24 protein-coding genes are annotated in these 25,807 nt (G+C 72.5%); 11 read left to right on the top strand and 13 right to left on the bottom strand.

What is annotated here, in order from left to right; translation table 11 throughout:
- Positions 1–537: 537 nt before the first annotated feature.
- From I4I81_RS03340 to I4I81_RS03305, 9 genes are all read right to left on the bottom strand, one after another.
- The gene (locus tag I4I81_RS03340) at positions 538–753 is read right to left on the bottom strand and encodes a hypothetical protein (RefSeq protein WP_218615794.1); all 216 of its coding nucleotides are present in this window, start codon (positions 751–753) and stop codon (positions 538–540) included.
- A 379-nt stretch (positions 754–1,132) separates the two neighbouring features.
- Positions 1,133–1,540 carry a hypothetical protein gene (locus I4I81_RS03335; RefSeq protein WP_218615793.1) on the bottom strand — a complete coding sequence of 136 codons (408 nt, stop codon included), beginning with the start codon at positions 1,538–1,540 and terminating at the stop codon, positions 1,133–1,135.
- Between the two features lie 312 nt (positions 1,541–1,852).
- Complete coding sequence (locus I4I81_RS03330; RefSeq protein WP_225924475.1) at positions 1,853–2,806, bottom strand: bifunctional DNA primase/polymerase; 954 nt, start codon at positions 2,804–2,806, stop codon at positions 1,853–1,855.
- 281 nt (positions 2,807–3,087) lie between these two features.
- Positions 3,088–3,552, bottom strand: a complete 465-nt coding sequence (ssb, locus tag I4I81_RS03325; RefSeq protein WP_218606396.1) for a single-stranded DNA-binding protein — start codon at positions 3,550–3,552, stop codon at positions 3,088–3,090.
- A 318-nt stretch (positions 3,553–3,870) separates the two neighbouring features.
- Positions 3,871–4,359, bottom strand: coding sequence for a hypothetical protein (locus I4I81_RS03320; RefSeq protein ID WP_218602670.1), 489 nt, complete (start codon positions 4,357–4,359; stop codon positions 3,871–3,873).
- A gap of 10 nt (positions 4,360–4,369) precedes the next feature.
- Entirely contained in the window at positions 4,370–6,010 is a 1,641-nt protein-coding gene (locus tag I4I81_RS03315) for a ParB/RepB/Spo0J family partition protein (RefSeq protein ID WP_218602671.1), read from the bottom strand.
- A gap of 975 nt (positions 6,011–6,985) precedes the next feature.
- Positions 6,986–7,108, bottom strand: a complete 123-nt coding sequence (locus tag I4I81_RS31130) for a hypothetical protein (protein WP_267460813.1) — start codon at positions 7,106–7,108, stop codon at positions 6,986–6,988.
- Between the two features lie 28 nt (positions 7,109–7,136).
- Entirely contained in the window at positions 7,137–7,862 is a 726-nt protein-coding gene (locus I4I81_RS03310; RefSeq protein ID WP_218602672.1) for a hypothetical protein, read from the bottom strand.
- Positions 7,863–7,955: 93 nt separating this feature from the next.
- Positions 7,956–9,104: a DUF932 domain-containing protein gene (locus I4I81_RS03305; RefSeq protein WP_218602673.1), complete on the bottom strand. Its 1,149-nt coding sequence runs from the start codon at positions 9,102–9,104 to the stop codon at positions 7,956–7,958.
- A 305-nt stretch (positions 9,105–9,409) separates the two neighbouring features.
- Here I4I81_RS03305 and I4I81_RS03300 point away from each other — a divergent pair, with 305 nt between their 5' ends.
- On the top strand, positions 9,410–9,571 hold the full coding sequence (locus tag I4I81_RS03300) for a hypothetical protein (protein WP_218602674.1): 162 nt from the start codon (positions 9,410–9,412) through the stop codon (positions 9,569–9,571).
- A gap of 544 nt (positions 9,572–10,115) precedes the next feature.
- On the opposite strand, the gene I4I81_RS03295 is transcribed toward I4I81_RS03300, so the two are convergent.
- Positions 10,116–10,541 (bottom strand): MarR family winged helix-turn-helix transcriptional regulator, encoded by a 426-nt coding sequence (locus I4I81_RS03295; RefSeq protein WP_225924473.1) that lies wholly within the window; start codon positions 10,539–10,541, stop codon positions 10,116–10,118.
- Between the two features lie 82 nt (positions 10,542–10,623).
- Here I4I81_RS03295 and I4I81_RS03290 point away from each other — a divergent pair, with 82 nt between their 5' ends.
- The 5 genes from I4I81_RS03290 to I4I81_RS03270 all read left to right on the top strand — a co-directional run bounded on the left by I4I81_RS03290 (position 10,624) and on the right by I4I81_RS03270 (position 14,680).
- Positions 10,624–11,259, top strand: a complete 636-nt coding sequence (locus I4I81_RS03290) for a hypothetical protein (RefSeq protein WP_218602675.1) — start codon at positions 10,624–10,626, stop codon at positions 11,257–11,259.
- Positions 11,241–11,942: a hypothetical protein gene (locus tag I4I81_RS03285; protein ID WP_218602676.1), complete on the top strand. Its 702-nt coding sequence runs from the start codon at positions 11,241–11,243 to the stop codon at positions 11,940–11,942. The genes I4I81_RS03290 and I4I81_RS03285 overlap by 19 nt, the downstream gene beginning before the upstream one ends.
- Positions 11,943–11,973: 31 nt before the next feature.
- Positions 11,974–13,059, top strand: a complete 1,086-nt coding sequence (locus I4I81_RS03280) for a hemerythrin domain-containing protein (RefSeq protein WP_218602677.1) — start codon at positions 11,974–11,976, stop codon at positions 13,057–13,059.
- A gap of 13 nt (positions 13,060–13,072) precedes the next feature.
- A complete protein-coding gene (locus tag I4I81_RS03275) occupies positions 13,073–13,453 on the top strand; it encodes a hypothetical protein (RefSeq protein ID WP_218589198.1) in 381 nt (126 codons plus the stop codon).
- 189 nt (positions 13,454–13,642) lie between these two features.
- The gene (locus I4I81_RS03270) at positions 13,643–14,680 is read left to right on the top strand and encodes a hypothetical protein (protein WP_218589197.1); all 1,038 of its coding nucleotides are present in this window, start codon (positions 13,643–13,645) and stop codon (positions 14,678–14,680) included.
- A gap of 390 nt (positions 14,681–15,070) precedes the next feature.
- Here the strand turns inward: I4I81_RS03270 and I4I81_RS03265 are convergent, their stop codons facing one another.
- A complete protein-coding gene (locus tag I4I81_RS03265; RefSeq protein WP_225924472.1) occupies positions 15,071–15,886 on the bottom strand; it encodes a VldE C-terminal domain-containing protein in 816 nt (271 codons plus the stop codon).
- Positions 15,887–16,823: 937 nt separating this feature from the next.
- Here I4I81_RS03265 and I4I81_RS03260 point away from each other — a divergent pair.
- From I4I81_RS03260 to I4I81_RS03240, 5 genes are all read left to right on the top strand, one after another.
- On the top strand, positions 16,824–17,525 hold the full coding sequence (locus I4I81_RS03260; RefSeq protein WP_218589196.1) for a metal-dependent transcriptional regulator: 702 nt from the start codon (positions 16,824–16,826) through the stop codon (positions 17,523–17,525).
- Between the two features lie 143 nt (positions 17,526–17,668).
- Positions 17,669–18,577, top strand: a complete 909-nt coding sequence (locus tag I4I81_RS03255; protein ID WP_218602678.1) for a multicopper oxidase domain-containing protein — start codon at positions 17,669–17,671, stop codon at positions 18,575–18,577.
- Positions 18,574–19,851: a ZIP family metal transporter gene (locus I4I81_RS03250; RefSeq protein WP_218602679.1), complete on the top strand. Its 1,278-nt coding sequence runs from the start codon at positions 18,574–18,576 to the stop codon at positions 19,849–19,851. Before I4I81_RS03255 ends, I4I81_RS03250 begins: the two co-directional genes overlap by 4 nt.
- A gap of 143 nt (positions 19,852–19,994) precedes the next feature.
- Positions 19,995–22,253, top strand: coding sequence for a heavy metal translocating P-type ATPase (locus I4I81_RS03245; protein ID WP_218615791.1), 2,259 nt, complete (start codon positions 19,995–19,997; stop codon positions 22,251–22,253).
- The gene (locus I4I81_RS03240; RefSeq protein ID WP_218606069.1) at positions 22,253–23,230 is read left to right on the top strand and encodes a cytochrome c oxidase assembly protein; all 978 of its coding nucleotides are present in this window, start codon (positions 22,253–22,255) and stop codon (positions 23,228–23,230) included. Before I4I81_RS03245 ends, I4I81_RS03240 begins: the two co-directional genes overlap by 1 nt.
- Here the strand turns inward: I4I81_RS03240 and I4I81_RS03235 are convergent, their stop codons facing one another.
- Positions 23,231–25,039: a cytochrome c oxidase assembly protein gene (locus tag I4I81_RS03235; protein ID WP_218615790.1), complete on the bottom strand. Its 1,809-nt coding sequence runs from the start codon at positions 25,037–25,039 to the stop codon at positions 23,231–23,233.
- Positions 25,024–25,776 (bottom strand): cytochrome c biogenesis CcdA family protein, encoded by a 753-nt coding sequence (locus I4I81_RS03230; RefSeq protein ID WP_218615789.1) that lies wholly within the window; start codon positions 25,774–25,776, stop codon positions 25,024–25,026. The genes I4I81_RS03235 and I4I81_RS03230 overlap by 16 nt, the downstream gene beginning before the upstream one ends.
- Between the last annotated feature and the right edge of the window lie 31 nt (positions 25,777–25,807).

Raw genomic sequence — 25,807 nt, 5'->3', positions numbered from 1 at the left:
CGTTCAGTAGCGCCCGATGCGGCATCCGGCCTGGCGACTGCACTGTAGGTAGGCGCGGCGGACACTATTGACGACCCACCCGAGAATCAGTGTCCGCCACACGTGGTCGCTCTGTTATCGCACGATTCCGTCCCGCTCGTGCGCCCCAAGCGCGCCGTAGACCACTAGCTGATCTTCATTCGCGCAGCTCAGAAAACGTACACGCCCGTCCATTATGACGGCCTGACCGACTACGGATCGATCACGGTCCGACCACAGTACGAGCAGCCGAACGAGGGCCATGGATGCCGACGTAGCCGGCGAGTCCTCAGCCGCCGTTGAGGGGCTCGAACCGGGCGTGGATCACGCGCGACTGAGGGGGGCCTACCTGAGGGCCAATCGACACGCACCAGTGTGGTCCTGTAGGGACGTCGACGGGCGACGCGAGTCGTTGACCTGCGCACACTTGGTGCTAAGGGATGCAGCCGACCTGCTTGTCACGAGGGGGGTCATACGGCCACCGGGTCCGCTCCAGCGGAGCGGACCCGCCCGTGCTGGTCAGCGCGGGCTGACTTCGCCGGCGAGGCAGCTGAGTTCCTGCAGGGTGTGCTGCAGCAGCGTGGCGAGCTGCTCGGTGGCGCTGAGGGCGTAACCGATGTCGGCGTTCGCGGCGGCGTAGACGAGGTCGTCGCGGGCCTGGCAGACCTGGGCTTCGAGGGCCTGCAGGCGGGTGGCGCGGGTGTCGGTCTCGGTGATCTCGCGGGTGGTGGTCATCAGGGCCTCCGGTGCTCGGTGTCGCTGGAACGCGGCTCTGCCTCAGCGCGCCGGGGTGGGGGCCCGCAGGGCCGGCGGGGGTTCTGGGCTCGTCCGAGCGGGTGGGAACGCCGCAGGCGTCCGAGCGCAGCGAGGCCTGTCCCACCCGGTCGGATGGGCTCGGGTTCATCGCCGCTCGCCCCACCGCGGTGTGCTGACCCTCGGGGCGATCCATCGGTGCCGTGCGCCGGAGGCACGTCCAGTCACTTCCCGGCGGCACCATCAAACTCGAGCGCGAGGTGTTCAGACCGAGCAACCACGGATCAGCCACGGGGAATCCGGGACTCCCGACACCCGGAGGTTGACGGCCAGCTGGTCCCGTTCCGCACTCCTTCCGCGGTCAGCGGTGGCGGGGGTCGACGAAGACGACGATCGCTTCGGCGACCCGCTGCGGGTCGTCGCCGAACCCGTGCTCGACGGCCAGGGCGGTGCCGAGTTCGGCGGCGCGCCGGTAGTGGCCTCCGAGGCTGCCGTCGAGGGCGAGGTCCAGGAACCGTCGGGCGGCGTCGTGGTCGAGGTTCGCAGCGTCGAAGGGCCCACCGTCGTCAAGATCGTCGTATCGAGTCGTGGTGACGGCTGGCGGTCGAGCAGGCTGTCCGCCCGGTTCGCCCGCGGCCGGTGCGTCGGTGCGGCGGGACCGGGTCCAGCGGCGGCCAGGGCCGAGTGCGGCCAGGACCTCGGACAGGTCGGGCTTGTGATCGTTGGACCAGCTGAAGTTCACCAGGTCGGTGATGACGAGCACTGTCACGGCCGCCCGAACGACGGGTGCGCAGCGGCGTCGAGCGGGGCGGTGGGGTGCGGGCATGGCGGGTCTCCGGGGCATGCGGTCGGGTGGGGACGCCGCCGGTGCCCCGAGCACGCCGGCGTCGGGGTCCCGCAGGGACGGCGCAGGGGTGGGGGCTCCTTCGAGCGGGGGCAACGCCGGCAGGCGTCCGAGCGGAGCGAGGCCTGTGCCGCCGCCTCGGACCGGGGCCCTGCCATCCCTTGGGTCGCCATGGCCCCGCGGCCGGTGTGCTGGCCTGTCGGCGGACCCGCCCGGCGCCCCGGGACCCGCGACCGATCACTCGTCGGTGACGCGGTGCGGGAATCGGTCGAGATGACGGGGCCGGTGGGTGCCGTACGCGAGGCCGTCGGTGATGTCGCGATCGACCTGCCGGGCGGTGTAGCCCTCGACCCCGAGGAAGTGGTTGGCGGCGTCGGTGAGAACGGCACGGGCCTCGGGAGCGGTGAGGGCGCCGCCTCCGACCCACTGCCCGAGCCGGCGCGCGGCCCGCAGCAGGGTTCGGTGTCGTTGCCCGACCAGTGCGGCGGTCACGTTGCGCCGCTCCCCCTCGACGACCGCCCGCAGATAGGCCTGTGCGCGCCACCCCGACAGCGCGAGCTCGTCGACGTACAAGCTCGTCGTGGCCGGAGAGTCGGACTCGGGTCGGGGGGTGAGGGCGGCGGCCAGCCAGCCGGGCAGCTGTGCGACGGGGCGCCGTAGCTCGCGGTAGGAGCCGGAGGTCAGGCGGGACCCGGCGGCGAGCACGTACCCGCCGTGACCGCGGGTGTCGATGCACCAGCCCAATGCACCCTGGGTGTTGCGCAGGGTCGCGCCGTTGGGTTGGTGGAAGTACAGATGCCGCCCACCGGACGGAGTCACCACCGTGTAGGTGACCGGGAGCGGCTCCCCGGCAGCGGCCGCCAGGCGCGCGAGGACCTCGGCGCCGTCGTGGACACCGGCCCACTCCCTAGGCGGGTCGCGGCCGTCGCGGTCGAGGTCGACGACCAGCAGACCCGCCTTACCGGTCGCGAGTCCGATGTTCCACGCGCGTAACCACCACTCGGTGATCTGGTCGGGATCGGTGGTCGCCGCGTCCTCCCAGCCGGTGATCGCCGGGACCTTCGCGCGCGGCCGGACAGGGAACACCGGCCACCCGAGACCGGCCGCATGAAGCGCGGCCCGAGCGAGCCACCCGAGCGGCTCCGCCGATACGGCCGGCGCCCGAGCGCCGTGCCGGGGGCCGGTGCCCAACGGGGCCGCTCGAGCGTCGCGGTGCGCGGCTGTCGGTCGGCCGGGCTCCTGTCGGATGTGGTTGTGCATCGGGTTGTCCTCCTCGCGTCGGAGCGCCGGGACGGCCCGCGGGCGCGGGCCGCGCGCCACACCGTCGCCGCGGAGCGTGGTCGTGGCGTGGCTGGCGCGTGGTCGCGCTCGTGGGCACGGTGCGGTGTCGACGCGAGGGGGCCCCGACGACGTCGGACTGTGCGCGTGCCGGTGGGCCCGGACCGTCGTGGTCCGGGCCCACCGGCTGTCGCTCAGTCGGACCCGACGAGTTCGAGCGGGGGACGCTCGGCGTCGCGGTCGGGTGCGGTATCGCTGTCCGCGGCCGGCGGCTCGGCGTCGGGCGGCGGGGTGGTGGTGGCGCGCGGGTTGCGGACCAGGGTGGCGGTGGCGTAGCGCAGGCTTGCGGCGATGTCGGCGGCCTCGATCTGGATCCGGCGGATGCTGGTGCCGTCCTCGCGCTTGTAGGTGTCGTCGGCGAACTCGCCGGTGACTGCGACCGGGGTGCCCTTGTCCAGGCTCGCGGCGACGTTCTCGGCCAGGGCGTTGAAGCACACGACCCGGTGGAACACCGCGGGCAGGTCCACCCAGTTCCCGGTCTGCCGGTTGAGCCGGCGGCGGTTGGCGGCGATGGTGAAGGTGGCGACAGGGACGCCGGCGCGGGAGTGGCGCAGTTCGGGCTTGCCGGTGAGGTTGCCGTGGACGGTGATCTTGTTCATGACGGTTGCTCCCTGGTGCTCGGTGGTTGGTGGGTGACGCGGCCCTGGCCTCAGCGCGCCGCGGGCGGGGTCCCGGTAGGGACGGCGGGGGTTCCGGGCTCGTCCGAGCGGGGTGGGAACGCCGTCAGGCGTCCGAGCGCAGCGAGGCCTGTCCCACCCGGTCGGACCGGGCCGGGGTTCATCGCCGCTCGCCCCGCCTGCGGTGTGCTGACCTTCGGGCGTCTCCTGCCCACGCCGTGCCCCAGGACGCCACCGGCGGGCACACGTCATCACGACACGCCGCCAATGCCCACGCGATGCGCTCCAGCCGCGCCTCGGTCAGCCCGACGTCGCTCGGCGCACCAGCCGGTGGACGATCCAGCCCTGCACGGGCGGAGACGGCGGACGCCTCCGGTCCTCGCCGGTGTACACCACGCCGTCGATGCTGATCGACCAGTCGCCGTCGCGGGCGTCGTCGTGGCGACGGTGCTGGGCGCGGGTATGCACGGTGAGTGGTTCGTTGGTGGGCAGGTGCGCGGTCGCGGTGACGTCGACGACGATGATCGCGCCGTCGCCCAGCACGGTCTCTGCGTAGTGCAGGCAGGTCGGGTGGGCGCCGGTGTGGCGGCAGGTCTCGACGAGTAGGCCGCGGGCGACGTTGTGGGCGCCGAGCATGCCGACACTGCCGCGCAGCGGGATGTTGCTGCGCACCTCCGGGCGCAGCAGGTAGCTGCGGCTCCAGTCGTACGGGGTGAAGCAGCCCGGCCCAGGGACATCACCGGTCCTCCTCTCGGTGGAGAACCGGGTGGGTCGCCGCAGCGGCCCCACCCGGCGTAGATCAGACGGCGGTGGACGTCTCGTCGGCGGCCGTCATGCCGTCTTCGGCGATGACCTCGATGTCCGCACGGTCCTGCGAGCCGCCCTCGGCACGGACGGAGTCAGTCGGCGTAGGGGTGTCGGCGGCCCCAGACGGCGTGGCGTCGTCGTCGGAGAGGACGAGTTGTTCGACCGGGGACAGCGGGTAGCCCCAGTCCCGCAGCGCGGTGAAGTAGCTGCGGTTCTCCCGGGTCGGGTTGCGCCAGCTCTGGCGGCCGGTGGCGTCCTCGGCCGCCCCGAGCAGCACCGCGAGGATCAGCTGCGTGGCCCTCGCCGGGGTCGCGGTCGCGGTGAGGGATTCGATCGGGTTCGTGCGCCCCACATAGACGCTGCCGGTGGCGGTCAGGCCCAGCAGCTCGCACGCGGTGGGGTGGCCCGATTCCATCGCCCGGCGCAGATCGTGCCCGGCGCGGGCAAGTGTCGACGCGATGAAGGGCAAGGCGTCGCGCGGAGCACTACGGCGAGACAGGAAACCGCGCAGCCAGTCCCGGCGCACCGTCGCGGCGGAGTCCCAGTCCTTGTTGTTCGCGATCACCCGGCGCCGTTCGGCCTTGGCCTGCTTGGCGGCCTGGGCGAGCTCGCGTGCCACCGCGCCGTCGCCCCCGCCGTCCCCGGCGTCGGTTAGCGCGACATGGCCCCAGCGGGCGATGTGGCCGTGCTCGTCGGGGGCGGTGCACCAGTGGACGACCTTGACCTGGGGCTCGCGGTCCCAGCCGCGGTGCACCTCGACGGTGGCCGCGTGGCCGGGGCACACGCTGTGGGTGTCGGCGTCGAGCTCGGTCCTGCTGGGTGTCTGCGCGTCGAGCCGCAGCCCGCTGATCTGCGCCGCGGTCCCAGTGTTGTCGGGATCGAGGACCCGCACGCCCTGCCCGGTGAGTTCGGCGACAGTGTCGGCGACCTGACGGGCGTCGGCGCGCTGATCGCGCAGCCGCTGCGCGACGTGCGCGAACTGCGCGGGCTCCTTGGCCGCGGTCACGGTGAGCACCTTGACCGCCTCGACATCCGGGCCGTCCGGACCGTCGAACTCGGCGATGACCGCGACCTGGTCCAGGGTGAGGTCGTAGCGCTCCATCGCCGCGGCGGCGAGCTCGCTGCGCGCGACCGTGGTGGTCAGCTTGACTCGGGCGGTCGGGACGTGGGTGCGGCGGGCGATCTGCCCCGCAGTCAGACCCAGGTCGAGCAGCTGCTGGTGCGCCCGCACCTCGTCGACCTCGCAGGTCCCGGCGCGGTGCTGGTTCTCCTCGAGCTGATCGACGATGCGGTCGATCACCTCGCCACGGTCCTCGGCGTCCGGGTCGTCTCCGGGCTGGCCGGGCTCGACCAGCACCGGGACGGTGGGGCGGCCGGTTTCGACCGCGGCGAGGGTGCGGCGCTTGCCCTTACGCACCACCAGCGCGCCGTGGTCGTCGCGGCGGGCGATGATCGGTTCTCGGACGCCGCGGTCGGCGATCGAGCGCAGGAACGGCTTGTCCAGTGCGACGTCGCGGCGCACGTTCGCGCCGATGACCAGCGTCCGCGGATCGATACGCAGCAGCTCGCCCACCGGCTCGTCGTGGCTGGTGGACGTGTCGGCGTCGGCCGGCTCTCGCGCGTCACCGGTCACGGCGCCAGCAGTGGTGGCGGCATCGGCGGTCGAGTCTGAAGCGGGCCGGTCGTCGATGGCCGGCGGTTCGTCGACTCGCGCGATGGCGGTGATTGTCTGGTCGGGGTTGGCGGTGAGTGTCACGGCTGGCTCCTGGGAGGGTGGGCCGGAGCGTGGCTCCGGCGGTTCGGGCGCCCCGGTGCGGGGCGCACTCGTCCGGGCAGCGCCGTCCGCGGCGGGCGGGGGTTCCGGCTGCGCCACTCGAGGTGGACCGGCGACGGTCAGAGGTGACCGGCTCGGGTCGGCGGTGCGACGGTTCACCCCGATGGCGACGGCCGGGTCCATCGGCCGTGGCCGCGGGGCGGCGATGCCAGAGTGCGGCGCCGCGCACACCTGGGCGTCCGCGCCGACGGCAGATGACCCAGACGGCATCGTGATCAAACGACAGCTCGGCGTCACCACCCGCCCTGCTCACCGAACCGGTCGACCGGCTACTCACCCAGCTGCACCTGGGCGGCACCGGCTACGCGGGTTCCTCCGCGACACCGGCGCGGGCACCTGGTCCGGGGACACGGGCGACGGCAGCTGGCTACCGTCGACTCCGACCCCGGCAGGTCGCGGCGGGCTTCGCCAAGGCGGACCGCAACCCTCGGGGGCACCGTCGCAACCGTCGTCGCGACCACGCCGCTGACGCGCTCGGCCGCGTGTTCAGGCACGCCGACCGAGCGCAATCCACGGCTCAGTCCGAACGCTCTCCAGCATCGGTGACAGGCGAGCGCTCCGCCGGGTGGTCGCTCACTGCCGCTCGGCCATCCAGGCGCCGGCGCCGGTCTGGGTGACGATCAGGTCAGCGATCTGTTCCTCGGTCTACGCGGACCTGCACGTCGGCGTCCCGGTCGGCGGTATCGGGGCCGACCCGCAGGTCACGGGTCGAGGCCAGCGACGGCCGTCCCAGTCGAACCGGCCCGGCCCGGCATGCACCGCCCTCGGGAACGCTCACACCGGGTCCTCGGTCGGCGCACCGGCCAGCAACACCGCGACCCCACCACCCGGGGTGTCGATCACACACTCGACACCCGCAGCGCGGACCTGCTCGGCGACCCGGTCCAGATCGACCACGGCACACCCGACGGCGAGAACGGGCGCATCATCGCCCGCCTCCCGCCTCCCGCCCCACGTCGCCGGCCAGGTGGTGCGCTCCCCCGCGGCGGGCCGTCGTGATCACGCGGCCGTCGAGCTGGCCGACCGCGAGGTCCGGATCGATCCCCAACCGGGCGAACCACTCGGAGACGATCGCGACGACGTTGCCGCCGTTCCACGACCCGTCGTTCTGCTCAACGCTCTTGAGCTGCACGAACAGGGCGAGCACGGCTCGGACGCCGGGTTGGTCGACATCGAGCACCAGGCGCTCGTCGGGCTGCTGCCCTGCCAGCAGGTCGGCCACCCCGGCGGCGGGCACCACGCGCGGCGGGAGCGGGTCACGGCCGCGCAATCGGTCGATCTCGGCGTCGACACCGACGGTCGGGGGGTGACCGACGCTGCGGGCCCGGATCTGCTCCATCAACGCGATCGCCGCCCCTCGCCGGTGCGCGCGACGCCAGCTCGCGTCGGTCCACACCCGCAGCCCGTCGTCGGGCTCGATCAGGTCCCGGCACGCAAGCAGCACCCGGTCCTGCGGCCGGAAGCTCGCCGGGGTGCCGTCGGGATGTTCGGCGTCATACACCATCAGGTGCACGACGTCGTCGACCACAGCGACCCGGGCCACGAGGACGTACGTGGCGGCGCCGTGGTTGGGCTGGTGGATGAGGTCCCCGAGGCGCAACTGCCCGGCGGGGATGGTCGGGAACGAGCTCACGTGCTGGATGGCGGTCACTGCGGTGGTCCCTTCTCGGAGATGAGCTGAATGGGCGGGGCCGGACCCGGCAGACTCGCCCGGGCCCGGCCCCGCCGCGTGATCGATGCGTGGTTATGCGGCGTGGGCGGCGGCCAGGGCCATCGCGCGCAGCCCGTGGCGCTCCAGGTCGTGCGCGGCGTCGGCGTCATCGAGGGTCTGCGCGGCCGACGTCACGGCGTGCAGGACGCCGCCGCTGGTGATGTCGGAGCCGGAGATGAAGTGGGCCAGGATCGTGGCCTGCGCCTCGGTGGTGAACCGCAGCGCCTTCCCGACGTGCTCCAACGTCGCGGCCGGGTCGGTGATCGCGACCCCGGCGGCGCGAGTGATCTCGGCGAGCTTCGCCCGGACGTAGCCGCGGTCCAGGAACGTGGCCACGGCATCGCGGGCCTGCTTCACGACCAGATCGAGCACGGCGTCCTGGGTATCGGCCGACCAGCGCACCACCCCGTCCGCGAGACGGCCGCCGAGGTGGACCTCACGGACAGCATCCTTGGTGATGGTCATGCCGTTATCGCAGACCTGAACGGTGAGCTGCGGGGTCAGCGAGAACGAGCCGTGCCCGGTCTCGGAGTTCGACACCACGAACCCGGCGAACACCACCGGGTTCTCCGCCCCCCGCGCCCCGGTGAACGGAGAGCGGTACCCGGCCAGCAGCTCGGGGGCGTACTCGGCGACCTGCGGAGCGCGGACCCTCACGTACATACGGCGCTCGGTCAGGTCACAGCCGGCGATGTCTACCGGCACCCCGGCGGTGTGGATGCCCTGCAGCGCGGCCATCAGGACGTCGAGGTTGTCCACCATGCGGTAGGAGTCCGACAGGAACGCCCGCGCCACCCCGGTCCCGCCGTCCGGGTCGTGCAGGCCGCGGACCAGGAACCGGCGGTCCGGTTCGTCGGCCAGCCAGGTGTTGACGTTCGCGTCGTAGAGGCCCAGTTGCTCGGTGCGTAGCCGTCGCAGGTAGGGCAGCGGGATGCCGAGCTTGTCGGCGATCCCGGCGTCGGCCGTCGCGGTCGGACGCAGCACGGTCTCGCCGACCGTCACACCGTCCGGGGACAGTCGGGGTTCGCCGACCCCGATCAACCGCAGCTGGCCGTTCTCGGCGAGGAGGTGTCGAGCGGGGGCGACGACGTCCAGCTTCGCGGCGTGCTGGCGCTGCAGCAGTGTCACCAGATCGTCAACGGTCGCGTTGCCGGCGGTCAGGAACGTGTCGGCGCTGGTCATGATGGCCTCCGGAGATCGAGGTACGCCCGGCGGGGCGCAGGGCGGCCCCACCCGGCTGCGGTGGGGCGCGACTCGCCCGCCCGACGTCCGCGCCGAGCCGGAGCGATCGGGCGCTCGCCCGATCGATGTGAGACCGCCACGTTTCCCGTCCCGCGATCGGCATTCCCGGATCGCGGTCTCACTCGGATCGGGCTGGGCGCCTGGAGCGTTCGCGGCGAGGGCCGGACGTCGGGCAGGGTCGCAGGTCCACCGCTGTCGGTGAGACGCTCAACACCGGGGCGAGTCGGACGGGGTCTCGACGGCACGTGAAGACTGACTTGCTCGGCAGTTGGAGCCTCAGCGGACAGGTCAACACGCCACGCCGCTCGGCGACCACCGGCACGGTCCTGCTGCGCACCGATGCGTTCACCGAGGTCACCATCGACGCCGAGCTGCGCACCGCGCGCGTGGGGGCAGGCACCCGTTAGGCCGACGTGGTCCCGCGCGTCTCGGAGCCGGGGCTGGCCGCGCTGCACGGCTCGACCCGGATGTGAGCGTCGCTTGCTACACCGCCGGCGGCGGGGTGGGCTGGTACGGCCGGGCAGTCGGCCTGGCCGCCGGCAGCGTGACCGCCATCGAGCTGGTGACTGCGGACCGCCGGCTGCGCCCCCGGCGCGGTGTGCGCCTCACCGGCCGCCTCATCGCGGTCGACGGCGACATCGTGTCCCTCACCTGCGGCGACCGGCAGCAGGTGGACGCGGTGGTGTGGGCCACCGGGTACCGGCCCGACTACTCCTGGTTGCCCGCCGTCGCGGTCGGCGCGGACGGCTGGCCACTGCACCGCCGCGGCGTGAGCCCGGTGCCGGGCCTCGGGGGTGCTGGGCCTGCCCTGGTTGCACACCCGGGGTTCGGCGCTCGTCGGGTGGGTGGGCCGGCACGCGAGTTGGCTCGCCGAGCAGCTCGGCTGAGCCCACGTGCCACGGGATGGACCGGCGCCGGCTGGAGCGCCGAAAACCGGAGGCCGGCGCCGCCTCAGGCATTCGTGGCGCCGAGCAGCTTCGACAGCAGCGCTCGGAGCTCCCGGTGCCCGCGCTCGCCCAGGATCTCGGTCACCTGCTCCTCGATGCCGTCGATCGTCTGACGCCCGGCCGCCACGGCGTCCCGGCCACGCTGGGTGAGAACGATCAGTTTCGCCCGGCCGTCGCCGGGGTCGCGACGACGCACGACGTACCCCATGTCCACGAGCTCGTCAACGAGTTCGCCCATGGACTGAGGGGTCATGTCCGCCTTGCGCGCGAGCTCGGTGAGCCGCGAGCCGTCGGGAGAGATCTGGGCGAACACGGCGGAGTGCTTGGGCTTCTGCGGAAAGCCGGCACCGACCACGCCCTCGACGATCTGGAAGCCCAGCAGGCTGTAGGCCTGGCCCAGCATCGACACCGTGTTCAACCGCTCCTCCATTGACAACGACCCGTCCACAAAGTATTAAGGCTACCTGAGTATCTCGGACACCGCGCCAGCGGGGCGGGAAGGAGTGATGACCATGACGCGCGTCGGGACGGGCACGTTGCCTGCCACCTCGGTTCCTCTATGGGTGAGCCGTGCCGGTGCGGTCTGCATGTCGGCGGGCATCCTCGGAGCTGCCAGCGGCATCCTGTTGGCCGTGTACCCGGGCCAGGTGCCCGAGGAGATGTTCAGCTATCCACTCACGGCGGACGGGTTCACCGTCATCCAGGTCTGGTTCTTCGTCCAGCACCTGGGATTGCTCGCCGGCATCGCGGCACTCGCACGGGCGCAGAACATGGCGCCGGGTCGGAGCGCCCGCTGGGGCACCGGCCTCGCAGCAGCGGGCATGGCAATGCTCGCCGTCACCGAACTGATCGCCATCACTGCACGCGACTCGACCTATCCCGGCGACGGCACCGGCCTTCTCGACGCGCTCTACGGTGTCTCCACCATCGCGGTCGGTGTGGGACTGGTCCTGGCCGGCATCGCGGTGCGCCGCGGGGGACGCTGGACCGGGTGGCGCGGACTCGTGGTGCTGGTCGCCGGCATCTTCGTGTTCGTGCCGATGTTGCCTGCGTTGATGGGCCCGTTCGTCCTCGCACGCCTGGCCATCACGGCCTGGATGCTGCTCTTCGCGGCCCTCGGCTACGCGCTGTGGAGGGCCGACACGTGATGGGCCGCCGCGCGATGGGCGACCGCGCGATCACCGGTGCAGCGGCACCGGTCGCGGACATGGCCACCGGTCATCCGCGCGGCGACTCGTCGCCGTGGACCTGGGTCGCCGGGGGCGCGGTCTGCGGACTCGCCTGGTCGGCCGCACTCCGTGGCTACATGGTCGAACTCGTCGGGGCCGGGTCGACCTTCACCTGGACCGGGACGTTCGGCGCACTCCTCCTGCCCGGCGCGGTCACCGGCGGGCTGCTGGGATGGGCCGAGTACCTGCGGCGGTCCGGGCCGCCGCGCGGGTGGCGGTGGCTGGCTCTCGCGCCGCTGACCCTCGCCGCCGCACCCATGCTGATGCCCGGCGCAGTCACCACACTCGCGACGACCGGTATAGGAGGCGGGGCGATCGCGGTCGGGCTGATGGGCATCGTGGGCGGGTACGCATTGTCTGGACGCGGTCGTCGGTGGCCGAGGGTCGTGTGCGGTGTCGCCGGCGTCGGTTTCGCGGCCGCCCTCGCCGCAACGGTTCCAGGGATGACCAATCCTTCACAGTCCCTCACCGACCCCCGAGGAGCCTGGGCGGCGGTACTGGCGGGGTCCATATACGCCGTGCTCGCCCTCGGCTGTTCGATCCCCCACCGGCGCGCCGTGTCGCCGAGCGTCGAACCACTGAGGAGCGGCCGCGTCACCTGAGCGTCGACAGGAACGAGGAAGGAGCACCACCGTGGTCGTCATCGCGAATCAGACCGTGGTCGCATGCACGCCCGAGGAACTCTTCGATTACTGCGTCGACATCCGCAACGAGGTCGAGTGGAACCCCACCGCGACGTCGGTGGAGAAGCTGACCGACGGCTCGGTGGGCGTCGGCACGAAGTTCCTCGCCCGCTGGAAGGGCGCGCCGTCGGCGATCGAGGTCGAGTGCCTCGAGTTCGATCGGCCGCGGCGATGGGTGCACGACAACGGTGGGCCGGTCGCCGTGACCTTCACCGGCAGCGTCAATCCGGTCGACGGCGGGTCGCTCCTGCGCGTCCGGTTCGACACGCGCCCGCGCGGGTGGTTCCGGCTGGTGTTCCCGCTGTTCGTCGTGATGACGCGCCGGCACGAGAAGGCGAACATGACGCACCTGCGAGAAGCGGTGGAGCGGCGCGCGGGTGTCGTCCCCGGACCGGCCGCCCGCGAGATGCCGATCATCCACCGGATCTTCCGGCGCCAGTTCGCCGAGGTGCGCGCGCTGCTGCCGGAGGTACCGCCTGGCGATGCGGCCCGAGTCGGCGCGGTCGCCGGCCACCTCGGGTTCCTGCTCGACAGCCTGCACATGCACCACACCACCGAGGACGACCTGATCTGGCCGAAGCTGCTCGACCGCGTCGGCCGCGACGCCCCACTGGTGGAGCGGATGGAGGCGCAGCACCAGCGCATCGACGGGTTGGTGTCCGAGGTGCGCACGGCGCGGTCGGCGTGGCGCGCGGATCCGGCACCGTCCACGTCCGCGGCGCTCGCCGACCGCATCGGCGAATTCCTCGTCGTTCTCGACGAACATCTCGACGAGGAGGAACAGCTCGTGGTGCCCCTGATCGACCGGCACTTCACCGCGGCCGAGTGGCAGGACGTCGGCGAGCGCGGTTTCGAGAAGTTCACACCGGCCCAGCGGTGGATCGCGCTCGGGCAGATGCTGGAGGTCGCGACCCCGGCCGACGCGGCGATGTTCCTGGACGACCTGCCGCTGCCGGTGAAGGTGCTCTGGCGGATGATCGGCAGGCGCCGCTACCGCACCTACATCACGGCCGTCCGCGGTGAGCGGCCGAGCTGAACCGGGGCGCGCGATGACCGCGGCGGCCGCTGCCTGCTCGATCTTGCTCGGTCTAGGCTTCGGCCTTCCGGGCGCGTACGGCGCGTGGTTCTACGCGCGCACCGGCGAGGTGTGGACGCTCCTCGGCTTCCCGACCTACGGCGGCGGGCTGTTCGAGCGCTGGGGATGGCCGACGAGTGTCGCCCTGCTGCTCGGGTTCGTCGCCGTGTGCGTCGCCGAGGTCGTGGCCGGCGTGCTGCTCTTGCGCGACGCCCCGGCAGCCTTGTGGCTGGCACTGGCCCTCCTGCCGTTCGAGCTCGTGTTCTGGATCGGGTTCGCGCTGCCGTTCGGCCCACCGCTGGGACTGGCGCGCACCGCGCTGGTGGTCGCCGCCCTCGTAACCGGCGACGCCTGACGCGGCCACGCCAGACAAAGCCTGGCGGTCTACCTGATCGGGTTCAGCTCGCCGACGACGTCGGCGACCCACCGGCAATTACACCGACCGATACACCGACCCGAGTGAACGAGGAGCAGAGGGATGGACCCGAGACGGACCGCCCGATGGGCCACCGCGGCCAGGCTCTCCGGCCTTCGAGGAGGCACGATGGCTGGCGCGACTGCGGTCTTGCGCGGTGGCGGCCGGGTGGACGTGGCCGCCGCCGTCTGCGTCGCGTGTGGCGTCCTGGGGGCCGCACTCGCCGGCTACCTAGCGGGAGCGAGCGGCGCCGCCAGCGTCTACCCGCACCCCGTGCGGGGTTCCGCAGCCCAGCAGATCGTGCTGGCCCTCTGCCATGTTGGGCCGGTCCTCGGACTGGTATCCCTCTGGTCGAGCGGCGTCGTGCCCAGGACACGCCGCGCCCGGCTGGCCCACCACGCCGCTGTGGCCGTGCTAGCCGCGCTCACCGTCGCTGAGGGCGTGGCGATCTCGGTGCCGGTGTCGGCGTCCGGCGCGGCGCCCCGGGCCTTCGCCGTCGTCTACGCGGTGTACACCGCGCTCCTGGGGACCGCGTTGCTGGTGCTCGGCGCGGAGGTAGCGCGCAGCGGCTCCTGGGAGGGCCCGCGGCGGTGGCTGACCGCGGTCCTCGGCTTGTGGCTGCTGATCGTGGTTCTCCCGGCTCTCGCGTTCGCGCCCGCGCTGGCCGGCTGGGCGGTCGCGGCCTGGCTGCTGCTATCCGCTGTGCTGGGGCTGACGCTGGTGCGGCGATCCCGGCGGCCCGAGGCCGAGCGCGCGGCGCTCCCCGCCCGCGCCTTCGCGGTGGTGACGTGGGTTTACGTCGCCGGGTTCGGGAGCTCGAGCGTCCCCGTCGTGGCGTCGCTTCTCGAGTCCGGGCAGCTGCCGTCCTTCTTCGGGGTCTTCCGCATGTTCGGCGGTCCGTGGTCCGTCGGGGCATCGCCCCGCAGCCTCCTCATGCTCACCACCATCTTCTTCGTCCTGACCCTCACCGCAGCGTGGGCGGCGTGGCTGGTGCGGCACGGGTCGCGCGCCGGCGCCGTCCTCGCCTTCGTCCTGCTGCCCGTCGAGGCGCTGTTCTGGTACGGGCTGTCCCTGCCGGTCCCGTGGCTGCTCGGCGTGGCCCGCTTCCTCCTGCTGGTTGCGGCGTGGCGCACGGTGTGTGCCAGGCCGGCAGCGCTCAGAAGCTGATCGTCGGGACCGGCCGCGATCCTCCCCGAGCCCGTCACCGCGTCGAACTCGCCGCATGGGCGTACGACTCGCGCCGAGGAGACTGAACGAAGTAGCGCCGTCAGCTGTATCACACCGTCGTCACAGGTGGGCGACCAGGCCGGCGTCGCCGGCCTGGTCGCGACACAGTGCTGGTGGCCTTCTGCGCGCTGGATGTAGGACGTGCCCCGGTGCTGCCGGTGTCGTTGAGCTCGCTCAAGGAGCTCCTCAGCTCCGTGACCACAGCAACGATGGTGCCGGCGCGCTTGCGTTTCGGGCCGTGCCGGGAACGGGCGACTCGGGCTCACCGCGATGGGAATGCTCACCGCGTCGGGCCGCTGCTCGTGATCGGGGTGCACCGTTCGCAGTACGTCAGCAGCTGACGGAGGCGAGCGAGCCACCCGGGCTGCTGTTGAACGAGATGTGCACGTGCTCCATGTGGTTGGCCACCGGCGACCCCCGGTCCTCCATCTGGCGCCATCCCGACCCGCTGTTGATCCGCTGCCGGAAGATCACGTACTTGACGGCGAGCGGGCCCCGGTAGCGCAGCGCGCAGTCGGCCAGCGCGTCACCGGTGGCGCGGTTGACGAACAGGTCCAGCGCCAGCCCGGCCGGGTGATCGGAGGCGTTGGGCCGCGAACCGACCCCGCCGACGCTGCCGATGCCGAACCGGCAGCGCAGCAGCTGCCCGGCCTCGGACACCCACGGCTTCACCGGACCCCAACGCGGCACGCTGGCCCGGCAGGTGTACTGCGGGCCCAGCGCGCTCACCGCCGGACCGGCCGCCGGGGACGGGGGGTCGGCCGCGGCGGCCTGCGCAGCCCGGCGCCGTTCCTCCTCGGCCTGCTCCGCCGCGCGGCGCTGGTAGCCGTCGTAGGCCGCACGCTGGTCACGCAGGCTGCCATCGGACGCGCGAACCGCGGCGAGCTCCGCCTCCACGCCGGAGCGCTGCCCGTCGAGCTCGCGCAGCCGCGCCTCCTGCGCGGCGACGGCGACGGCGGTGGAGGCCACAGCCGCGTCCGCCGCCGTCCGGGCCACCTCTGCGGCCTCGCGACGCGCCTGGGCATCCTCCTCGGCGGCCCGCGCTGTCGACTCGGCGTTCACCCGCGCGATCCGGGCCCGCTGCAGGGAGTCCAGCGCCCGGAGCTGCTCCTGCGCCACCAGGTCGGTGAGCTCGGCCCTGGTCACCAGATCCTCCGGGCTGGATGCGGAGGTGAGCAGTCCGAGTGGGCCCAGGTCGAGGATCTGCTGATAGGTCGAGGTGGCGAACTCGTCGAGCCGCTCCTGGGCCCCGTCGACGGCGGACCGGGCCGCCGCGGACTCGACGCCGGCCGCCTGGACGCGGGATGCGGCCTCGGCCGCCGCCTCCTGCGCGGCGCCGAGCTCCTGCAGCGCTGGAACGCCGCCTCCCGCTGGTCCGCCAGCGCCGTCCGGACCTCGGCCGCCTGCCCATCGAGCTCCGCGGCGGCCGCGCTGAGTCGGCCCAGCTCGGCCGCTCGGGCCACGACGGCGTCGCGGCTCTCGCCGAGCTCCTGGTCGGACGGGTTGGGCGGCGGGGCCGGCTGCGCCGATGCCGGCGACGCCACGGCCAGCGTCACGGCGAGCACTGCGACGATCACGACCGACACCGAGCGCACCGCACCTCCACCGCCGGGATCCCGTGGATCCGATCCGACAGCACTCTCCCCCACCGGGCCGGCGTCGTTCCCCCGCCACGCCGGTGCGCACGCTGCGTCACCCATAGGTGCCAGCCGGACCCTCGGTGACCTCCCGGTGCTCGCCCTTGCGCTGCTCGCGCTGGCCGTGCCCCCGTCCTGCGGCTCGCACGGTAAGCGGGCTGCCGGAGGAGAGCACCCGGTGGTCGCGGATCCGCGGGCCGCTGGTGCTGCTGCTGACCGCGGGCTCGTTCGGGACGGTCGCAGCGAGCACACGCTGACCGACGACCCGTGCACCACCCCCCTGCCCGACGCCGGCTGCGCACCGGCCACCTGACGGACTCACAACACGCGAGACCCTCCCCAGCGCGTCGGGCAGCGACGCGCCTTGTCCATCCTGCTTCATAAGGCTCGTCCAATAATGAGACATGCCTAACTACTGATGGTTGCAGTGTCTATGCTTCTGATTCATGCGCGCTGTCGCGGCACGTCAGCAGGGTCATCAGTGCTGTACACGACCCCACACCGAGGCCGTCGAGGACTTCCTCAAGGCGGTCTTCGACCTCACCACCAGCCGGGGTTCGGCGACCACCGGCTCCCTCGCCGAACTGCTCGGCGTAGCGCCGCCGACGGTGTCGGCCATGCTCAACCGGCTGGCCGTCGATGATCTCGTCGCGCGGCCCGCGGCCCACCGGGTCGAGCTGACCGACCACGGGAGGCGGCACGCGGTGACAGTGGTCCGCCGTCAACGCCTGGTCGAGGAGTTCCTCGTCAGGGTGCTCGGCGTCCCGTGGGAGGACGTGCATGCGGAGGCCGACATCCTGGAGCACGCCGTGAGCGAGCGGCTCCTCGAACGCATCGACGCCTTCCTCGGACACCCGACGCACGACCCGCACGGCGATCCGATCCCATCGCGCCACGGCCACCACGACGATGGCAGACCGCCCGCGCTGAGCCAGGCCCGCCCGGGGTCGCACGTCGTGGTCAGCCGGGTGTCCGCCCGCGACAGCACCGCCCTGCGCCATCTGGGGGACCTCGGCATCCGGCCGGGTGTCGCGCTCGAGGTACTGGAGCAGGCCCCTTTCGGAGGACCTCTGTGGGTCCTACTCGACGGGCAACGCATCCCACTGGGCTCCCAGCTGGCCGATCTCGTCTTCGGAGGAACCACATGACGTCTCGACGGCGATTCCTGGCCGGCGCAGGCGGGGTCGCGCTCGCCGCACTTCCCGTCCGCGCATTCGCCGACAATCCCCCGGACCATCACAGCCCGCCTGACCCGGGCCCCGGAGCAGGGTCCGGCGGTGGCCACTCGGCGATGGGCGGCGCGAACGGCGCGACGTTCCGCGGCGGTGCCGGCGTCGACCACGCGGCCAACGGCTTCGACCCCCGCACCCTGCTGCGCGAGTTCGACTACGGCACCGTCTCCACCGAGAACGGCCGCACCGTGCGCGACTGGACGATCCGCGCGGAGGACCGCGACATCGAGGTCGCGCCGGGCGTGGTGTTCCCCGCGTGGACGTTCAACGGCTCCATCCCCGGGCCGACCCTGCGCGCCACTGCAGGCGACCTGATGCGCGTGCGCTTCGTCAACGACTCCGAGCACCCCCACACGATGCACTTCCACGGCATCCACCCCGCCGACATGGACGGCGTCCCGATGGTCGGGCGCGGCATCATCTCCCCGGGCGAGGAGTTCACCTACGTCTTCGACGCCGAGCCGTTCGGACTGCACCTCTACCACTGCCACGTCGGGCCACTGGCCGAGCACATCGCCCGCGGCATGTACGGCACGTTCATCGTCGACCCACCCGGCGGCCGCCCCCCCGCCGACGAGATGATCATGGTGCAGCACGGCTACAACACGACATTCGACGGCGAGGGCAATCAGCTCTACGCCGTCAACGGCATCCCGTTCGTCTACATGAACGATCCGATCCAGGTCCGCCGCGGCGAGCTGGTCCGGATCTACCTGGTGAACATCCTCGAGTACGACCCGATCAACAGCTTCCACCTGCACGGCAACTTCTTCGACTACTACCCCACCGGCACCCGCCTGGAACCGAGCGAGTTCACCGACACCGTCATCCAGGCCCAGGGCCAGCGCGGGATCTGCGAGATCCGCTTCCCCTACCCGGGGAAGTTCATGTTCCACGCCCACAAGTCCGAGTTCGCCGACCTCGGCTGGATGGGCTTCTTCGACGTCGTGGACGGAGCCGAGTCATGAGCACCACCGAGGAGAGCCGCGACGCCGAGGTCCCGAGGAACCCGGACGCCCGGGTCGACGCCGAGGGGCCGAAGTCGAGGGCCGGGACCCGCACCGGCGGGTCCGGGCGGGTCCCGCTGTGGGTCCTGGTCGTCGGCTTGGTCGCCGTCCTGGTCGCGGCCCTCGGCGGTCTGGCCGCCTACGGCGGGCAGACCCTGCCCGAACGGTTGGGCCCCCCGGTCGAGGAGCTGGCCGTCGAGCGCACGGTCATCGCACCGGGCTCGATCGAACTGGTGCTGCGCAACACCGGCCCGGACCCCGTCGCCGTCGCGCAGGTCTTCGTCAACGACTCCTACGTGGACTTCACCGGCGCGGATGAACCGATCGGCCGGCTGGCGGCCGACACCCTCGTGCTGAACTACCCGTGGCAGGACGGGCAGCCCTACACCGTATCCATGCTGACCTCCACCGGGCTCGTGATCGAGCACGTCGTCGACGCCGCCGTCGCCACCCCGGAACCCGGGTTCGAGTTCCTCGGCCTGATGGCCCTCGTCGGCACGTACGTCGGTGTACTGCCCGTGCTGCTGGGCATGCTGGTGCTGCCTATCCTGCGCCGCACCAGCGGTCGCGTGGTCCGGGTCCTGCTGGCACTGACCGTCGGGCTGCTCGCCTATCTGGCCCTCGACGCCCTGCTCGAGGGTCTCGAGCTGGCCGCACTGTCCGGTGGCGCGTTCGGCGGTCCGGTCCTCGTGTTCCTCGGTGCCGGGCTGGCCTTCCTCGCCCTGACCACCATCGACAAGGTGCTCGCGGGCCGCCGGCCCGACGAGCGCGACGCCGGTTCGGCCGGGATGCGACTGGCGGTGATGATCGCCATCGGGATCGGCCTGCACAACCTCGGCGAGGGCCTCGTGATCGGGTCGGCGTACGCGGTCGGCGAGCTCGCGCTGGGCGCCGCCCTGATCGTCGGCTTCGCCGCGCACAACACCACCGAAGGCCTGGCCATCGTCGCCCCGCTGACGACACGCCGCCCGTCGCTGTGGTCCCTGGTCGGGTTGGGCCTGATCGCCGGCGCGCCCGCCATCCTCGGCGCCGTCATCGGCGCCTCGGTGGACAACGCGGGCCTCTCGGCACTGCTGTTCGGCGTCGGCGTCGGGGCGATCGTGCAGGTGATCATCCAGATCGTGCCCGGGCTGCGCGACCGCACCAGCGGACGCCTGCTCGATCCGGCCACTCTCGGTGGACTCGGCGCCGGCGTGGTGATCATGTATCTGACCGGGCTCCTGGTCGCCGCCTGACACGCCACGAGCCACTGCGCCCGCTGGAAGAGGAGGGCCCTGGAGCGACCCACGCCCGGGTACTTCTACAGTTTGTAGATGCTGCTGGCGTGGCACAGTCGACCGGGCCGGCCGACGGCCGTTCGAGGAAGGCGACGCCTGAGATGACCTCCCCGGTGACCACCGAGCAGAACCGCCTGGTCGAGCTGTCCGTGTCCGGGATGACGTGCGCGGCCTGCGCCTCCCGGGTCGAGCGCAAGCTCAACCGGCTCTCCGGTGTATCCGCCAGAGTCAACTACGCCACGGGGCGGGCCACGGTGTCCACGCATCCCGATGTCGCCGACGAGATGCTGGTCGAGACTGTGGTGCGCAGCGGCTTCGGGGCGGAGCTGCTCCCACGTGACGGCTCTCGTGAACCCGACTCCGACGACGCCGGCCGCGCCCGGATGTTGTGGCGACGGCTGCTGGTCTCGGTGGTGCTGTTCGTCCCGATCGCCGACCTGTCGATCACCCTCACCGTGCTGCCGGACTGGCGCTTCCCCGGCTGGCAGTGGGTGCTGCTCGCGCTCGCGCTGCCGGTGATCGGCTGGGCGGCGTGGCCGTTCCACCGGGCCGCGGTGGCGAACGCCCGGCACGGCATCGCGACGATGGACACCCTGGTGTCGCTCGGGGTGCTGGCCGCGACCGCCTGGTCGCTCTACGCGATGTTCGGCCCGCCCGGACCGCCGTCGGACGCCACCGGGCTGGCCCTGCTGCTGCGCGGCGAGGACGCGATATACCTGGAGGTCGCCGCCGGTCTGGTGACGTTCGTGCTGGCCGGGCGCTACTTCGAGGCCAAGGCCCAACGCTCGGCCGGAACCGCGCTGCGCGAGCTCGCTGCATTGCGTGCCGCCGACGTCGTCCTGGTGGAACCGGACGGGTCGCAGCGCCCGGTGCCGATCGGCGAGCTGCGGGTCGGGCAGCGGTTCCTGGTCCGGCCGGGCGCGTCGGTGGCCACCGACGGGCGGGTGGTGTCCGGGCAGGCCGCCCTCGACACCGCCGCGATGACCGGTGAGTCGGTACCGGTCGATGTGGGGCCGACCGACGCGGTAGTCGGCGGCACGACCGTGCGACACGGCTCGCTCGTCGTCGAGGCCACCGGGGTAGGCCGCGACACCCAGCTCGGGGCGATGATCCGGCTGGTCGAGCAGGCGCAGTCCGGTGAGGCGTCGGTGCAGCGGCTCGCCGACCGGATCTGCGGGTGGTTCGTACCGGCCGTCGTCGCGCTGTCAATGCTGACCTTCGCTGGATGGACGCTGCTCGACGGCTCGGTCGAGCGCGCGTTCGCCGCCGCGCTCGCCGTGCTGGTGATCGCCTGCCCGTGCGCGCTCGGCCTGGCCACCCCGACCGCGCTGATGGTGGCGTCGGGTCGCGGGGCCCGGCTGGGCATCTTCGTCAAGGGTTACCAGGCGCTGGAGGCCACCCGCTCGATCGACACCGTCGTACTCGACAAGACCGGCACGGTGACCAGCGGACGGATGTCGCTGGCCGAGCTGACCTGCGCCGACGGCTTCACCCGTGACGAGGTACTGCGGGCGGCCGGGTCGCTGGAGCAGGACTCGGAGCACCCGGTGGCCGCAGCGATCGTGGCGGCGGCGCTGGCCGACCTCGGCTCGCTGCCCCGCTCGACCGGGTTCACCAGTGAGCCGGGGTTCGGTGCCGCGGGCGTGGTGGACGGCCACCGGGTGCGGGCCGGGCGGGCTCGGCTGTTCACGGACCTGGGTATCGCGGTGCCCGCGCGGCTCGACGCGCTGCGCGGCGAGTGGGAGGGGCGGGGCCGGACCACCGTCGTGGTCGCCGTCGACGACGTGGTGGTCGGCCTGCTGGGCCTGGCCGATCTCGTGAAGCCCTCCGCGCGTGCGGCCGTCGGGCAGTTGCACCGCCTCGGCCTGGCGACTGTGCTGCTGACCGGCGACAACACCGCGACGGCGACGGCCGTGGGCCGCGAGATAGGCGTGGGTTCGGTCGTCGCCGAGGTGCTGCCCGCCGACAAGGCCGAGCAGGTCCGGCGGCTGCAGGCGGGCGGTGCCTGCGTGGCGGTCGTCGGGGACGGGGTCAACGACGCGGCCGCGCTCGCCGTCGCCGACCTGGGCATGGCCGTCGGCGCCGGCACCGACGTCGCGATCGACGCGGCCGACCTCATCCTGGTGCGCGACGACCTACGGGTGGTGCCCGACGCGATCCGCTTGTCCCGGGCCACGCTGCGCACCATCCGCGGCAACCTGTTCTGGGCGTTCGGCTACAACGTGGCGGCGATCCCGCTGGCCGCGCTGGGCCTGCTCAACCCGCTCGTGGCCGGCGCCGCGATGGCAGTGTCGTCGCTGTTCGTGGTGTCCAACAGCCTGCGCCTGCGCCGGTTCTCCCCCGACCTCGAGGATCGTTGATGCTGCCCCCGCCGATCACGGTGCTGGCCTGGATGCCGGATGCGGACCAGCCGCCGCTCACCGTCAGCCGGATGCTGACCGCCTGGACGTTCGATCCCGTGATGGTGATCCCGGTGCTGGTCGCGGCCGGGCTCTACCTGTGGGGTGTGCGGATACTGCGTCGCCGCGGCGACGCCTGGCCCCCCTCGCGGACCGCGTACTGGTTCTTCGGGCTCGTGCTGGTGTTCGTCGCCACCTCGTCGGCGCTGGGCGTCTACGACCGGACCCTGTTCGTCGTCCCGGCCATCCAGCACATGCTGCTGCAGATGATCGCGCCGGTGGGTCTGGCGATGGGCGCCCCGATCACGCTGGCGATGCGCACGTTCCCCCTCGAATGGCGCCGCGTCGTGCTGGCCGTGGTGCACAGCGGACCCGTCCGCTTCATCGGGCGGCCCGGCGTCGCGTTCGCCCTGTTCGCGATCACCCAGTTCGCCTTCTACTACACCCCTCTTTACGAGGCGTCGCTGCGCAACGTGTGGCTACACGACTTCTCGCACGTGCACTTCGTGCTCGTCGGGTTCCTGTTCTACTGGGCGCTGCTGGGCGTCGACCCGGTGCCGCACCGGCCGCCGTTCTTCTTCAAGTTCATGCTGGTGCTGGCGTTAGCCCCGATGCACATCCTGCTCGGCATCCCGATCATGCTGATGAACGAGGTGCTGGCTGAGGGCTACTACCTCGAGGTGGCGCGGACCTGGGGCCCGTCCCTGATCGACGACCAGGAGGTCGGCGGCGGGGTGCTGTGGGGGTTCGGTGACGTGGCCGCGGCGGCATTGATCAGTGCGTTCGTGGTGCAGTGGTACCGCTCCGACGAGCGCGACGCCCGGCGCACCGACCGCGCCCTGGACCGGCAGTACGGCGGCGGCCCGACCATGCCGCCGTGGTGGCTGGAGCCCGAAGGGGCCGAACGCCCGCCCCCGCCCCCGCACCGGGAGGTGTAGTCAGCCGCCACGGCTGCGGCGCAGCGTCGAGAGCATGTCCCGGTAGGCCGACGCATCGTCGTCGCCGGGGTCGGAGCGGAAACCCGCCAGCTGGTCGTAGCGGTACCACTGGACCAGCAGCACGACCTGGGTCGTGATCAGCATCAGCTCGCCGAGCACCAGCGACAGCACCCCGGCGAGTTGCTGGTCGGCGACCAGGTCGACCGACCACGGCAGACCGAGCATGCGGTAGTACTCCCCCGCGACCGCCTCGGTCCGAGTGATCAGCAACACCGCGAAGATCACGTGGAACGGCATGACGGCGAACACGACGCCGAGCCGCCCCAGGTGCGGGAGCCGCCGGGGCGCAGCGTCGGCACCGGCCACCACCCAGCAGAACTGGTACCCGATCGCCAGGATGACCACGTTGAGCACCGTTCGCGACCAGTGCTCGCCGATCACCGTCTCGAAGAGGCCGGTGAGGTAGAGCAGGTAGTAGGAGCCGCCGAACGCCACGGCTGCGAGGCCGGGGTGGGCGAGCAGCCGGGCGACCGGGGAGTCGATGAGGGCCAGCAGCCACTCGTGCGGCCCGGCCGGTTTTCCGTCCCGGGCCGGGACGAGCGCGCGCAGCGCCAACGTGACCGGTGCGCCGAGCACAAGGGCCAGCGGCGCGACCATGTTCATGGCCATGTGCGCCAGCATGTGCATGCTGAACACCGCCGGTGCGTAGGCACCCACACCCGACGAGGTGGTTAGGAACACCACAGCGCACCCGGCCATCCAGGACGCGCTTCGGGCCGGCGACCAGGTTCGCCCGGCGCGGCGCAACCGGCGCACCCCGGCGAGGTACAGCGCCGCCGCCACCACCGCCGCGGTGCCCAGCAGCAGGTCCGGTCGCCACGTGACCAGGACGTTCAGCAGCTCCGGCGCGCCCGGGAGCCGGTAGCCGAGGAACGCCTCGACCGGGTCGGACGCGGTGCGGGCCGGGGGGCTTCCGACCAGGCCGGTCACCGCGGCGACGGCCACGACCAGCACACCGGTCTCGACGCCCGCGACGAGCGCACCGGGCCGGAACCGCGACCGGCGCAGCGCGACGACTCCCAACGCGGCCACCGCGGCGAGGTCCACCAGCACCAGCCATCCGAGGGCCGTGCCGAACGGCCGCGTGAGCGGGACGAGGACCAGTGCCGTCACTGCCCCGGAAAACATGAGCACCGCCCAGCACGCCACGGTGAACCGGCGGTACCGCTGCGTCACCGTCCCATGCGTCGTGAGCCGGACCCCGAGCCACATCGACGCGGCGACAACGTGCAGCAGCAGCGCATTCGTGGCGGTGTCGAGGTCCGGACCGCCTGCTACCCGACCCGCGACCACGGGCGGCGCGAGCCCGGCCAGGGCCAGGAGCAGCAACCCGACGACCGGTCGCCACCGCGTCGTCCACGAGCAGCCCAGCGCCACGACCACCGCCAGTACGGCGACCACGATCCCCGGCGTAGCGGACGCGGGCTCGCCCACGACGTCGAGCAGAAGGAGCGACACCGCGGCGACGGCCCACACCCACGCGAACCACCGGCCGCCCGCGACCGTTTCCGGCGCGGCCGACCGACCGGCCGCCGATGTGCGGAAGAAGGCAACGACGACCAGCGCACCGACCGCACCGGCCGCCGCGACGGCCGCGACGAACCGCAGCAGCGCCGACGGGACTCCCACACCGGTGGCCACCGCTCCGAGCACGGTGACGCCGAACGCGAGTGTCGCCAGTGCGGCGGCCGCGAACCGCCCACCACGCCGATGGGGGACTGGGGCGGGGGCCGCTAGATCGGGGGCCATTGCAACCGTGCATAGACCGAGAGCATCCGGCTCATGATCAGCGTCCAGCCACCCGTCATCATCAGCACCCCAGTGACCGCCAGGCCGATCCCGCCGGCGATCTCGATCCACCGGGCGTGGCGGCGCAGCCAGCCGAAACGGTCCCGCCCCCGGGCCACACCCGCGGCCAGGACCAGGAACGGCACGCCGAGCCCGAGGGCGTAGGCCAGCAGCAGCACCGCGCCACGCCCCGGATCGGCCGATCCCGCCGCCGCGGTGAGGATGGACGCGAGCACCGGCCCCACGCACGGAGTCCAGGCGAACGCGAACGCCGCGCCCAGCGGGAACGCGCCCCCCGGTCCGGTGCTGATCGCCGTCAGCTCGAACCGGGCCTGACGCTGTAGCAGCGAGATCCGTAGCAGACCGGTCATGGCCAGGCCCAGCATGACCACGACGGCACCACCGACGAGGTTGACGACGTCGAGGTTCTGGCGCAGCAGCAGCCCTAGCACCGACGCCGTGGCGCCCAGCACCGTGAACACCGTCGCGAACCCGACGACGAACAGCCCGGCGCCGAGCCGGACACGTCGCCGCTGCGCGAGGCCGAGCCTGCTCGGCCTCGCGCAGCCACCGGATGGCGTGCCGCACAGCCCGGACACGTAGGACACATAGCCGGGCAGCAGCGGCAGCACGCACGGGGAGCTGAATGACACCGCCCCGGCCACCAGCGCCAGCGAGACCAGCGCGAACAGTTCCACGGCCGCTCCCTCCGATGCCCGACCCGGTTGC

Source organism: Pseudonocardia abyssalis, from assembly GCF_019263705.2.
GTDB classification, from domain to species: Bacteria; Actinomycetota; Actinomycetes; order Mycobacteriales; family Pseudonocardiaceae; genus Pseudonocardia; species Pseudonocardia abyssalis.
Note: the sequence above shows the minus strand (reverse complement) of the source record. Positions and strands in the feature narration are given on the sequence as shown.